This window comes from Dyadobacter beijingensis DSM 21582, from assembly GCF_000382205.1.
Classification (GTDB): Bacteria; Bacteroidota; Bacteroidia; order Cytophagales; family Spirosomataceae; genus Dyadobacter; species Dyadobacter beijingensis.
On the sequence record NZ_KB907786.1, the window covers coordinates 724,257 to 737,014 of the forward strand.

Below are 12,758 nucleotides of genomic sequence, written 5' to 3' on the forward strand. Positions count from 1 at the left end.
AAGCCACAGAACAATTAAATAAGCACGCGGCAGCGATCATTTAGCAGCTGGTTGTCGGTGCGGGCCTTTTCATTATCTCCCCTATCTTTCAACTTCGTTTTTTGGTTTTCCTCCAATCTCCCTACCTTTGCGTTTTAGATAGCATATATATGACTGAACAAATTCTTATTTTAGATTTTGGCTCACAGTACACCCAGTTGATTGCACGCAGAGTACGCGAACTGAATGTTTATTGTGAAATCCACCCATACAACAACTTCCCCGACCTCACTCCCAACGTCAAAGGCGTCATTCTTTCAGGTAGCCCCTGTTCGGTAAGGGATGAGGATTCTCCCCGCGTAGATCTTAACAAATTCCGCAAAACCTTGCCCCTGCTGGGCGTATGCTATGGTGCGCAACTCCTCGCACAGGAGCTCGGCGGCGATGTGAAACCCTCGCAGCACCGCGAATACGGCCGGGCACGCCTGGAAATCGACGATACGGATTCTTCATTGCTGGCCGGCCTGTCGGAATCTTCGCAGGTTTGGATGTCGCATGGCGATACCATCGTTCGCGCGCCGCAGAACTTCCACGTGATCGCGTCGACGGAATCGGTGAAGGTGGCTGCATTTAAAGTTGAAGACGAACTGACCTACGGTATCCAGTTCCACCCGGAGGTGACGCATACCACCGAGGGTAAAAAGCTGCTGCACAACTTCGTAGTGAATATCTGCGGCTGCAAGCAGGATTGGACTTCCGATTCATTTGTAGAACACACCGTGGAGCAGCTTCGCAAGAAGCTGGGCAACGATAAGGTCGTAATGGCATTGTCGGGCGGAGTGGATTCCACGGTGGCGGCAACGCTTGTACACCACGCGATCGGTCAGAATTTGTACTGTATTTTCGTAGATAACGGCCTGCTGCGGAAGGACGAGTTCGAGCAAGTGCTCCATTCTTACCAGGATATGGGCTTAAATATCAAAGGTGTGGATTCAAAATCACACTTTTACCAATCGCTCGACGGGCTGACGGACCCGGAAGCGAAACGCAAGGCGATCGGAAAGTCGTTTATCGACATCTTCGACCAGGAAGCGCACCTCATCGAGGACGTAAAATGGCTCGGACAAGGCACGATCTATCCCGATGTGATTGAATCAGTCTCTGTCAAAGGACCTTCGGCGACGATCAAATCGCACCATAACGTGGGCGGTTTGCCTGATTTCATGAAATTGAAAATCGTTGAGCCACTGAATACTTTGTTCAAGGACGAAGTGCGGGCGGTGGGACGTACACTGGGTATCGATGAGAAGATCCTGGGCCGTCACCCGTTCCCAGGTCCCGGCCTGGCGATCCGTATCCTGGGCGACATTACCCCGGAAAAAGTGGCAATTTTGCAGGAAGTGGATGCGATTTTCATCGGCGGATTGCGTAAATGGGATCTTTACAAGGACGTTTGGCAAGCAGGTGCGATGCTACTGCCCGTGCAAAGCGTAGGCGTAATGGGGGACGAGCGTACGTATGAGCGCGTAGTCGCGCTGCGTGCCGTGACGTCCGTGGACGGTATGACAGCCGACTGGGCGCATTTACCTTACGACTTCCTGGCGGAAGTTTCGAACGACATCATCAATAAGGTAAAAGGGGTGAACAGGGTCGTTTACGACATTTCTTCCAAGCCACCGGCTACCATCGAGTGGGAATAACGAATACGAAAAAAGCGGACCTTACGTCCGCTTTTTTCATTAGTAGTGTTTGCGTAAAACGTCAGGATCGCCCGACGCCACGGCTTAATAAGCTCAATACGAAGAGTACAAGGAATACGAAGAAAAGAATTTTAGCAATTCCGGCTGCGCCTGCTGCTATACCACCGAATCCGAGGATACCGGCCACAATAGCGATGATCAGAAATATTACGGTCCATCTAAGCATGATTGACAAGTATTTAGTTTTTAATTATTGATTTCTGATATAACAGCTACCAACATTATGCCAGAAGCGCAGAAGCGCACAATAGCGCCTGAATCGCTGGAATCGCCTAGAAATGAGGTTTTTTGTGGAGAATGATGCACAGTTTCCGGATAAAACCAGACAATTCCCGTAATTTGCGGTTTAACCAAAATACCTGATTACGAATGAAGTTTAAATTGTCTGTGTTGATGCTCCTGGCGGTTACATTCCGGGTTTCAGCACAAAACGACCGTTGGCAGCAGCGTGCGAAGTATCAGATGGAGATCGATTTTGATGCTGTCAAACACCAGTACAAAGGGACCCAAAAGCTGGCTTACACCAATAATTCCCCCGATACGCTTCAGAAGGTTTTTTATCACTTATACCTGAATGCATTCCAGCCCGGCAGCCAGATGGACGTTCGCTCGCGCACCATCAGCGACCCCGATGCACGCGTGAAGGACCGCATTTCCAGATTGTCGCCTTCGGAAATCGGTTACGAAAAAGTGCTTTCACTCAAACAGAATGGCAAGGCATTGAAATACGAGGTCGTGGGCACGATCCTCGAGGTAACTTTGAACGAGAAAATCCTCCCCAAGTCACAGCATACTTTCGACCTGGAATTTGAAGCACAAGTGCCGGTACAAATCCGCCGCACGGGCCGCAACAACAGCGAGGGCATCGACTATTCGATGGCACAATGGTATCCCAAAATGTGCGAATACGATTATGAGGGCTGGCATGCCAATCCCTACATCGGTCGCGAGTTCTACGGAATATGGGGTGATTTTGATGTAAAAATCACGATGGACGCAGCCTATACCATTGCCGGAACAGGCTACCTGCAGAATCCCGACAAGATTGGTCACGGTTATTCCGCCAAAAACATTACCCACAAACCCGGCGACCGCCTTACCTGGCATTTCGTCGCGCCCGAAGTGCACGACTTCATGTGGGCCGCCGACCGCGATTACAAGCATGATATTGTAAAGGTGGATGATAACCTGGACCTGCATTTCTTTTACCAAACCGATACGCTGGCTAATTCATGGAAGGAAATGGAGCCGCTGGCGGTGCGCTCATTCAAGATCATGAACGAGCAGTTCGGGCGTTATCCTTATAAACAATATTCGGTCATCCAGGGTGGTGACGGTGGTATGGAGTACCCGATGGCGACACTCATCACAGGTCGCTTGAACCTGAATGCATTGACGAGCGTAACGGTCCACGAATCGATCCACAGCTGGTTCCAGGGCGTTCTGGCGACGAACGAATCGAAATACTCGTGGATGGACGAAGGATTTACCACTTACGCGCAGAATATGGTTATGGCCGAGCTGTTCCCGTCCCGCGGTGACGCCCAGCGCAGCGCGACCACCAGTTACCGCAGTCTTGTCAAGTCGGGGCTGGAAGAGCCGCTGACCACCCATGCGGACCACTACAATACCAACCGCGCGTACAGCATTGCGAGCTATTCCAAAGGCGCCGTGTTTTTGAACCAACTGAACTACATTATTGGCAAGGACGTGTTCCAGCGGGGTATGAAGCGGTATTACAATGAATGGAAGTTCAAACACCCGAACCCGACCGATTTGAAGCGCATTATGGAAAAGGAATCGGGGCTGGAACTGGATTGGTACTGGGAAAATTTCGTAGGGACGACGAAAACGATCGACTACGGCATTCGTGAAGTGGTAGCTAACGCCGGGAAAGCCGATGTGGTGCTCGAAAGGATCGGGCAGATGCCGATGCCGCTTGATGTGGTGGTGAGCTACAAAGACGGCACGCAGGAGAATTTTTATATTCCGCTGGAAATCATGCGGGGCGAAAAGAAGGAGAATTGGTATTCTAAAACGACGCAAATGGCCGATTGGGGTTGGACTTACCCGGAATATACCTTCACGATAGACCGCAATATCGCCGAAATTCAAGCCATTGTGATCGATCCAAGCCAGCGAATGGCCGATATCGACCCTGATAATAACGTGTGGCCGGTGGTAACGAGGACCATCCCGCGTTTCAAGGCTGCCAAAGCAAAATAACTATCGTCCGAACCGAAAGGAGGCACCGATGCGCCATCCCATGCCGTTGAAATGCGAGCCGTGGAATTGCGCTACGGCCTCCAACCGAACGATCCGCATGATATTGTCGATTCCATACACGACTTCCGAGTAGTTTCTGATCGTTGGGACGCGCAGGTAATGCAGCTGCAACGTCTCAGAAAGGCCCGTCACGCGCAGCGACTGAATGCGTGTAAGCGCAAAATGCTGCATGCTCCACGTGAGGTGTGCCTGGAAAAACCATTGCGAAGTGCTGTAACGGTAATAGGGCAGCATGCGGAACTGGTCGGGCGGGTACACGTATTGGAAGAAAAACTCATTCCCCATAAAATGCTGGTAATCGGGGAAATACATTTTGGCGGTATTCAAAAATCCGCCGCCATTCACCAGGTATTCGAGGTTGCTTCTCGGGCCGAGGCTCAGGTCCTGCCGGATCGTGCCTTGCAACAGGGAATAATCGACGTCGCCCAGAAAACCCAGTCCGCTTTTGTAATTCACACTGAAAGATGGCCCCTTGCTTCGCAGATAACGCTTTTCTCCATTTCGGATCAGGTACCTTCTCCACGGCCGCAAGGTGGCCGTAACATCGAAAAGCCAAGCGTCGTGGTCTTCAAAACCGGTATTGGCGAGCTCGCGGTTGGGCGGCCTGTTGGGGGTAAAGCCAAACTGGCTCCAGAAAATGATCGGCCGCGCGCTTTCCTGGTTGAAAAGCTCTTTCCGCCGCTCGAAATCGAAGCTGGCATTAACGCTCAGCACGTCACCGATGTTTCTTAATGTATATTGAATATGCCCGAATTGCTTTTGGTACAACTTCATCAGGCTGCGGTCGAAAAAGCGCGCGGCGACGCTGTTCGGTAATGGTGGAATCGGCTCGCGGCTATTGATCTGAGAGGCCATTTCGCCGCCGGCCAGCGCCAGGTTCCAATTTTTACCGCCGACATTGGTTTCAAGGTTCCCATACCATTTCTTGCGCCCGAACGAGTAGCGCATGAGCGGTCGTACGCTCAGGTACGAGGCTTTACCCCAGCGTTTCTGCCATTCGGTGATGAGATTGATCGCATTACCTTCCACGGAATTGTAGCTGATCGATAGCAGCGGACTTTTGAAATAGAAAGTGTTCCGGTTGCCGAGCGAATAGGTATTCCCCGTGATAATGTGGATTGGTTTGAAATGCGTGGAATCCGGCTTGGTTTTGACCCGGATCGAATCTTTCACGACCTTGATGCTATCCTGCGTGACATAGCTCGAAACCTCCGATTTAGTCAGCGGAATGGGCCGCAATGCCTGCCAATAGGTGGTGTCGCGCTTGTTGGCCATAGAATCGATCACGATGGAATCCTGGCGCACGAGCCGGTCGTTGCCGAGCTGCTCCTTTTGCTCCTTCTTCTGCTGCTTTTCGTATTGTTTGGTGAGTTTCCTGAAATTTTTCGTGGAAAATTCTTTCTGGGCCTGGATCAGGTTTTCGAGGTCTTTGCCGCCTTTCACTTTGGCGGTTTCTTCTTTTTTGTGGTCGGCGATGCTAATATCCTCGCGCAGGCCCGGATCGACGTCCAGTTTTTCATAGGTCAGCGAAACGAGGTAACGGAATTCCCCCGCGAACCCGAGGTAGCTGCCGTTGAGCCTGAACTGCTGGTTCACCGGAATCCATACACCTTGTACCGGACTGAAAATCTGCTTGGCCGAAATGTTCAAACCGCTGGTCGTAGTTTGCAAATCGTAGCTATGAATGGCCCAACGGTCTTCGAGTATAAACAAGCTCCCCCTGAAAACCCCTTCGCCGTATGCTTTTGGGATTACCTTAATCTTATTGACTATTTCCCCCCTTTCTTCGAAATACCCCTCATATTCAAACTTATAATAGGCAAAAGACTTGGGCGACAGGGGAGAAATGGTACCCGCGATCTCGGGGCTGTACAAACTCGCGAGAATGTATTCGTTGGGGGATGGAATGCTGTTGTCGAGGCTGTTACGGGTAGAGATGATGCGCTGACTGTAATTGTTCGGGCGGCGGTATTTGATTTCCGCTACGCTCTCGTTCAAAATGGCCTTTCCTTGCTGGACGCCTTCTTTTTTCAGTCTTTTTTGTAATAAAAAGGGAATTTTGGTGGCTACGCCGGTACTCCTGGAATACACTTTCGCGGTGTAGCCCCGCACCTGTAACTGGTGAAAACGTGCCTTCGCGATCGCGCGGCGCATGATGCTGTACGCGGGGTCTTCCTTCGCTCTGCCGATCGTGGCTTCCTGCAAGCTGAGCGCCTGCTCTTCCATCATCACATTGATTTCCGTGAAGTCGCTGCCGACGGTAATGGCTCTGGAAACGCTCTTGAAGCCGAGGTATTGGAAGATGATTTCGTAGTTGCCCGGCGCAAGGCTGAACTCGTACTCCCCCTCGTCGTTGGCCATCGTGCCGTTACTCGTGCCCTTTACGGCAATGCCCGCGTAGGGTAGGGCTTCGCCATTTTTTGTGGTAATGCGTCCCCGGATTCCCCCGGCGCGGGAGAGTTGTTGCATGGTCAGAAAGAGCAGCAATAGGGCCAGAAAACGCATATAGTAAAGTGTAAAGTGCTGTCAGTGATAGTTGGAAGGCGGTATTTTGTGCAACAAATTAGCGCAATTAGCACAAATTACATGACATTCCGGACTACCGACGTGGACTTTACTTATAGAACCGTACCAGTGATGCGGGCGGCAACAAAAAGCGGCGTACCGATCAGTCGGTACGCCGCGTGGCAAGGGGTGTTATATCGTTAATCGCATTCGCCGTCGACGGTGCAGTTCGCACCATCGGCCAGGTTTACGAGGGGTTTTGGATTCGCCTTTTCCCATTCACCGAACGACTGTTGCAATGCATTCAGGAAAGTTTCGGTATGCTGGGCGCCAGAAACGGCATATTTACGGTCGAGGACGAAGAACGGCACACCGCGTGCGCCTACCTGCTGCGCTTCGTAGATATCCCGGCGCACATCCTCGCTGAACCGCGTGCCTTCCAGTACGGCTTTCAACTCGGCCGCATCAAGACCAATGGCCGTTCCGAGGTCGATCAGCGTTTCGTGATCGGCGGTATTTTTGCCATCGGTAAAATAAGCTTTAAACAATTGCTCTTCCGCCGCGTCGCCGAGGCCTTTTGTTTTGGCAAACTGCAAAAACCGGTGCGCATCGAACGAATTGGCCAGTACGGCCTTATCCATATTATATTCCAGACCTGCTTCTGCGGCCATATTGGTCACATGGTCGTTCATTTGCTGGGCATATTCAGGCGTCCAGCCTTTGGTTTCGGCGAGATATTCGTTAATGCTTTTTCCGGGCTGGGTCTTCATCTGAGGATTCAACTGAAAACTCTTCCACTCGACCTGTATCTGGTCGGCCTGCGGAAATTCCGCCAGCGCACGCTCAAAGCGCCGCTTGCCGATATAGCAAAACGGGCACATTACATCACTCCATATTTCGACTTTCATGGTATCGTTTGTTCGTAGTTTTAACTCTGGGGGAGAGTCATTTTTGGTCAGGCGTAGTCATTTGTTGTCAGGGATTGTCATTTTTGGTCAGGTGTAGTCATTTGTTGTCAGGGATTGTCATTTTTGGTCAGGCGTAGTCATTTGTCGTCAGGGATTGTCATTTTTGGTCAGGTGTAGTCCTGACTACATTTGACCACTTTACTACATCCTGACGTCCAACCTCCCTTTACCCGTTAAGGAGAATGTCAGATCGAAATAAAAAGTTCGTCATGCGCACGGCGCACCTTCTTCGCATTCACCAAAGGGTCTTTCTCGTGATCGCGGTAGCCCAGGGTAAGGATCACGACGCTGCGAAGCCCTTTCTCACGAAGTCCCAGGATTTCATCGAGTTTTGCCGCATCGAAGCCCTCCATCGGCGTAGCGTCCACTTCTTCGGTAGCGGCGGCAACGAGCCCGTGGCCCAAAGCAATGTACGCCTGGCGGGCAGCCCAGTCGAAATTCACATCCTCGCCCCGGCTGAGGATACCGCCGTTAATGCTGCTGTGAAAACCGGCCAGCGACTCGATGCTCACATTACGGGTGGAAGCGATGAGTTTGATATAATCCTCTACATGCTGCGAAGTCAGTTTTTCCCATGCTGCGAAAATCAGCAAATGCGAAGCGTCCGGGATCTGCGCCTGGCGGCTCGCTGCTTCATGGAAGATTTTGTCTTTCAGTTCTTTATCTTCAACAACTACAACATTATATGGTTGCAAACCAACGGAAGAAGGCGCCAGTTTGATCGCTTCGAGGATATTGTCCAGTTTCTCCTGGGGAACGGTTTGGCCGTTCATGCGTTTGGTGGCATAGCGCCAGTTCAATTTTTTTATTAACTCGCTCATTTTTATCTAAGTTTGGTGTGCCAATGATTAACCGGCATGCAAACTTAATTAAATAAGCTATACATTTGTAAGTAGTATACAAAAGGATAGTGAAAAAAATGGCTATGGAAAAGACAAAGGAAACGCACCCCCACACGCTCGGCGAATGCACGAAAAGCATACTTCCGGTCCGCGACGCATTGGAAGTACTGAGCGGGAAGTGGAAGCTGCCCATCATTATATCCCTCATGTTCGGCAACAAGCGCTTTTCGCAGATCGCGAAAGAAGTGCCCGGCATTACCGACAAAATGCTATCGAAAGAACTCCGTGAGCTGGAATCCAACGACCTCGTCAAACGAACGGTGTACGATTCCATACCCGTCGTGGTCGAATATTCACTGACGGAATATGGCCATTCGCTGGAAATCGTGATCAAGACGCTGCGTGACTGGGGCGTAGCGCACCGGAAGCGGATGATGGTGGCGGAGTAAAGCTAGTTGCGCATGGCTACGATGTTCTGGAATGCGAAAATCTCGTAGGTGAAAACGTAGTAGGCGCCCATGGGACGTAACCCGTCGGGCAGGAGGCGGTAGAATGTATAGCCGGGCAACAGATCCACGATATCTTTCATGAACGTGCGTGAAACTACGTTCATTTCGTTGAATTCGATCTGGATGGTGTCGATAATGCCCTTTTCGATCGTCTGCGAAGCGCCTTTGAGCACATTGTATTCGTTTCCTTCCGTGTCGATTTTCAGCAGGGCTATTTTGGAAATGCCATTTTCTTCCACAAACGAATCGACCGTCGTCAGTTCGATTTCCGTGCCCCGTGCCTGGCTGTGATGGATGGTTTCGATCACGTCTTTGAAAATACTGGCATGTTCCGACCCGTCGTTCGACTGATAATCGTAGATCATCAGACTTTCGGCTTTCTGCCCCATACCTTTATTGACGGGGTTGAAGGCGTATTTTTCGCTTTGCGTAATAAGTTTGGAGAACGTAACAGGATGCGGCTCGAACGAAAAGATCGGAATGCGGACATTATTCTGGCGGAGCATGGTGGAATAGTCACCGACATTGGCCCCGACATCCATCACCACGCCGCCGGTGAGCTTGCTATTGGCGATCATATAATCAATAAAAGCCTTTTCCCCGCTGACGGCATCCGTTTCATAATTCAGAACGCCCATTCCTTTTAACCCTAATTTGTAAACAAAGCAATTGAGGGCATACAAACTTTTTCTTGCAAAAAGTGCCACATAGATTTTTTCGATCAATTTCAGCATTGTGTTTCGATGTGTAGTGATTAGTGTGCTGAAAGTTAATGATAATTTGGAATTTAAACGATGGGATATACGCAGATGATAATTTAAACGGTTATCCAAAAAACACGACGGAATCAAATAAAATTTGCTCACTCAATTCGTACTAATCGCCGTTTTTGGTCAATAGTGAGCTTGTATTTTTTAAGAAATCCCATTCCAACATTGACAAATTGCGCCTGCTCGGAGTAGTCGACAACCAAATCCTTAATTTCAACCGAACTTACTTTCAGTGTGGCATGCAGGACTGTCTCTTGTATAAAATATTCAGAGTTTGCTCTTCTGGCGATAGTCTTCTTCTCCGTATTGGTGTGCGGAAGCTTATCTATCAATATTTTGGGAAAATGCATGGTCAGGGTGGATCCGGTATCCAGGTGCAACGTTACCGCGGTGTCACCCACGATCGCGCTAATTTGAAAATCGCCTTGGTAGGGAATTACACCTGGGTCGCCGGTCGTCAATGAATCCATTGAATATGTGATTTTTTCATCTTTTGGATCGATTGTGAGAAGGTATTTCCGGAAGAATTCCCGCCCGATGATACCATCGATCAACATTCTGCCATTTTTCCTATTTCCATTATAGTTTCTGGAAAGTAACCGGACATTTTTCTCTTCGAGTGCAGAAACCCGTAGGCCTGCCACGCTAAAAACCGGGACGACATTGTATTTGCCGCTTCCATCGTAATTCCTGACTGAGTCGGATGCGGTCAGGCCAAGTTCCTTTACAATCCGTTCGTCAATACGGCCCATTCCTGATGCGCCGGTATCCACCAGAAAATTGTATGGACCTTTTCCATTCACGAAAGCTTCCACGAATAGGTCGTTGTTTATTGTTTTTGCCGGTATGCTTCCGGTTGTCTTTTGCGCGTTGGCATAATTCACGAGAATAAGGAAGGTAGCGGTAAGAGCGTGTGTTCGCATCGGAGTGAAAGGTTTTGTTTTTCGAAAAATAGGCCTTCCAGCCAATCAGAAGAATATAGATAATTAAGAGGCGGGGATAAATGTGTGAACGGTCCGCTGTGGACATTGAACGTGAAGCGCACATTCATAAGCAGCTTTTAAGACTCCCTTTTGCTCTGCGGGCTATTCAATAATTGAAATAGGCCCGTTGCACATTGGATTTCATTTGTCACTGCTGGGTGGTTAAAATGTGGGTGATTGTCGGTTGCGGGGATTGCATTCATTTTAACCTCTGTCGGAAATGATCAAACTGTTTTCAATCATTGTAATGCTTTGTTTTTGCACACAAGCATTCAGCCTTTCTGTAATGGGAAGCTATTTGGAATGGCAAACCGTGCCGGGTTCGAATGATCGATACAAAGTGAGGTTGATCCTCTACCTCGATGCGACCAGTGCAGAGTTGGAGCAGCAGCAGCAACCTGTTTATCTTTTTAAGAATAACCGACATTGGGAAACCGGTAATAGAAAATGGCTCCATTTTGAGTCAATCATGCTTGAACGACTATCCTCCCGCGAAGTTGGACAGGATACACTTGCCTGTGCAGGAACGGGCTCGTGGGAAGACTTCGATGGCCAGCGGCATGTATTTGTGAACATCTATGAAAAAACGGTAAATCTTCCCGACTTACAGAGATTGTCTTCGAATAACGGATTCATAATCGGATGGCATTCGATCGGGACGCGTGATGGTAAGGATAGTAATTCCGTCAATTCGGGAAATGCGTTTGAATGGGTAACAACATTCATTCCACCTATGACAATGACTGGCGCGCGTATTCGCAATTCAAGTCCGGTCATTGGAAATCTGAATACTTTCTTCGTATGTAAGGATGATCTCGAAACCATTCAATTCTCGGCAGTCGATAGCGATGGTGATCAGCTTAAATATAAATTGTCGAAACCTGGTATCGTAATGAGCGGTGGCGGGCTCATGCACGGTGAAATATTTGCTCGCGATTTGATTTGGGCAAACGGCTATAATGACCAAAATCAAGTCCATGGAAACCCAGGACTTACCATCAATGAGAACACTGGTGAAATGACCGTTAAAGCAGATGAGGCAGGTCAATATTTTATTGGACTCTCTGTCGAAGAGTATCGAAACGGACAAAAGATCGGCGCCGTCAGCTTTTATTACACCCTCGTGGTTGTAGACTGCAACCAGCAGCAGGTTTTTGACAAAAAGCTTTACCACGACACCACCGCAGTTCAAACCCTCACCATCTGCCAGGGCTCGGAAGCAACGTTAACCTCCAGACAAACCTTCCCCGGCCCGCAACCCGAATTCCAGTGGACCAAAGACGGCAAGCCGATCTGGGGAGCTACTTCGCAAAGCATCACGGTAAAGGAAAATGGCAATTATCAACTACTGACAACCCGCATTAATGGCTGTCCCGATTCTTTCGATTCGGAAACCGTAAACGTAATCGTTGCATCGTCGGCCGGGGCAGCGTTGGACAGTATTCCGCCGATTTGCGACATCTCGGCGCCACCCGTAGCATTGAACGCGACACCATTCGGCGGGACGTTTGCGGGTCCGGGGGTAGCGGGAAATACATTCGATCCTGGCATTGCCGGGGTAGGCAGGCATGAAGTGGAGTACACGTTTCAGGGCTCGGCGGATTGCCCCGGATCGGTAGCGAAGCGCGAAGTGATTGTCAGCGAAACGCCGGTGCTGGATTTGGAGGACGTGCTGTATGGTTCCCGAGGCAAACCTATTCAAATCGTGGTGAAAGATTCGCTAGACGTAACCTATCAATGGACGCCTCCTAACAACCTGAACAGCGATTTTTACGCGAATCCTACATCTACACCATCCGGGGGCATTACCTACACCGTCACCGCCACGAATGCATACGGCTGTGCAGCCAGCCGTAATGTTCAGATTAAAATCATCGAAAGTATTCTCATCCCCGATGCATTCACGCCCAACAACGACGGTATCAACGAAACCTGGGAATTGAAAGGTATCGAAGGTTACCCAAACTGCCGGGTGACGATCTACAACCGATGGGGAACGGTGGTATTCAACTCGGTCGGCTATCAGAATGCATTTGATGGAACGGTCGCGGGCGCATTGCAAATGCCGGGCGTGTATGCATACAAGATCCGGTTGACTGAAAATAGCCCTGAGCTGGCGGGGTCGGTGACGTTGATCCGCTGAAATGCCGAACGCG

Annotated in this window: 10 protein-coding genes; 4 read left to right on the top strand and 6 right to left on the bottom strand. The window is 49.8% G+C overall.

Going from position 1 to position 12,758, the window contains the following annotated elements; genetic code table 11:
- The first annotated feature begins 149 nt into the window (after positions 1-149).
- On the top strand, positions 150-1,679 hold the full coding sequence (guaA, locus tag H144_RS0103070) for a glutamine-hydrolyzing GMP synthase (RefSeq protein WP_026350373.1): 1,530 nt from the start codon (positions 150-152) through the stop codon (positions 1,677-1,679).
- Between the two features lie 61 nt (positions 1,680-1,740).
- Here guaA and H144_RS33765 read toward each other — a convergent pair whose 3' ends face one another.
- Positions 1,741-1,905 carry a DUF1328 family protein gene (locus H144_RS33765; protein WP_019940565.1) on the bottom strand — a complete coding sequence of 55 codons (165 nt, stop codon included), beginning with the start codon at positions 1,903-1,905 and terminating at the stop codon, positions 1,741-1,743.
- 203 nt (positions 1,906-2,108) lie between these two features.
- Here H144_RS33765 and H144_RS0103080 point away from each other — a divergent pair, with 203 nt between their 5' ends.
- Positions 2,109-3,965: a M1 family metallopeptidase gene (locus tag H144_RS0103080; protein WP_019940566.1), complete on the top strand. Its 1,857-nt coding sequence runs from the start codon at positions 2,109-2,111 to the stop codon at positions 3,963-3,965.
- Here the strand turns inward: H144_RS0103080 and H144_RS0103085 are convergent, their stop codons facing one another.
- The 3 genes from H144_RS0103085 to H144_RS0103095 all read right to left on the bottom strand — a co-directional run bounded on the left by H144_RS0103085 (position 3,966) and on the right by H144_RS0103095 (position 8,319).
- A complete protein-coding gene (locus H144_RS0103085; protein WP_019940567.1) occupies positions 3,966-6,530 on the bottom strand; it encodes a DUF5686 and carboxypeptidase regulatory-like domain-containing protein in 2,565 nt (854 codons plus the stop codon).
- 200 nt (positions 6,531-6,730) lie between these two features.
- Entirely contained in the window at positions 6,731-7,438 is a 708-nt protein-coding gene (locus H144_RS0103090; RefSeq protein ID WP_019940568.1) for a DsbA family oxidoreductase, read from the bottom strand.
- Positions 7,439-7,683: 245 nt separating this feature from the next.
- On the bottom strand, positions 7,684-8,319 hold the full coding sequence (locus tag H144_RS0103095) for an NAD(P)H-dependent oxidoreductase (protein WP_019940569.1): 636 nt from the start codon (positions 8,317-8,319) through the stop codon (positions 7,684-7,686).
- A gap of 104 nt (positions 8,320-8,423) precedes the next feature.
- Between H144_RS0103095 and H144_RS0103100 the strand changes: the two genes are divergently transcribed.
- Positions 8,424-8,789 carry a winged helix-turn-helix transcriptional regulator gene (locus H144_RS0103100; protein ID WP_033402403.1) on the top strand — a complete coding sequence of 122 codons (366 nt, stop codon included), beginning with the start codon at positions 8,424-8,426 and terminating at the stop codon, positions 8,787-8,789.
- Between the two features lie 2 nt (positions 8,790-8,791).
- Here the strand turns inward: H144_RS0103100 and H144_RS0103105 are convergent, their stop codons facing one another.
- Positions 8,792-9,487 (bottom strand): FkbM family methyltransferase, encoded by a 696-nt coding sequence (locus H144_RS0103105; RefSeq protein ID WP_211220669.1) that lies wholly within the window; start codon positions 9,485-9,487, stop codon positions 8,792-8,794.
- Between the two features lie 224 nt (positions 9,488-9,711).
- Positions 9,712-10,542 (bottom strand): retropepsin-like aspartic protease, encoded by an 831-nt coding sequence (locus H144_RS0103110; protein WP_019940572.1) that lies wholly within the window; start codon positions 10,540-10,542, stop codon positions 9,712-9,714.
- Between the two features lie 280 nt (positions 10,543-10,822).
- Here H144_RS0103110 and H144_RS0103115 point away from each other — a divergent pair, with 280 nt between their 5' ends.
- Positions 10,823-12,745: a T9SS type B sorting domain-containing protein gene (locus H144_RS0103115; RefSeq protein ID WP_019940573.1), complete on the top strand. Its 1,923-nt coding sequence runs from the start codon at positions 10,823-10,825 to the stop codon at positions 12,743-12,745.
- Positions 12,746-12,758 lie beyond the last annotated feature (13 nt).

Coding starts and splice junctions, on each gene's coding strand:
- guaA (WP_026350373.1), top strand. CDS start 150: ATGACTGAACAAATTCTTATTTTAGATTTTGGCTCACAGTACACCCAG.
- H144_RS33765 (WP_019940565.1), bottom strand. CDS start 1,905: ATGCTTAGATGGACCGTAATATTTCTGATCATCGCTATTGTGGCCGGT.
- H144_RS0103080 (WP_019940566.1), top strand. CDS start 2,109: ATGAAGTTTAAATTGTCTGTGTTGATGCTCCTGGCGGTTACATTCCGG.
- H144_RS0103085 (WP_019940567.1), bottom strand. CDS start 6,530: ATGCGTTTTCTGGCCCTATTGCTGCTCTTTCTGACCATGCAACAACTC.
- H144_RS0103090 (WP_019940568.1), bottom strand. CDS start 7,438: ATGAAAGTCGAAATATGGAGTGATGTAATGTGCCCGTTTTGCTATATC.
- H144_RS0103095 (WP_019940569.1), bottom strand. CDS start 8,319: ATGAGCGAGTTAATAAAAAAATTGAACTGGCGCTATGCCACCAAACGC.
- H144_RS0103100 (WP_033402403.1), top strand. CDS start 8,424: ATGGAAAAGACAAAGGAAACGCACCCCCACACGCTCGGCGAATGCACG.
- H144_RS0103105 (WP_211220669.1), bottom strand. CDS start 9,487: ATGGGCGTTCTGAATTATGAAACGGATGCCGTCAGCGGGGAAAAGGCT.
- H144_RS0103110 (WP_019940572.1), bottom strand. CDS start 10,542: ATGCGAACACACGCTCTTACCGCTACCTTCCTTATTCTCGTGAATTAT.
- H144_RS0103115 (WP_019940573.1), top strand. CDS start 10,823: ATGATCAAACTGTTTTCAATCATTGTAATGCTTTGTTTTTGCACACAA.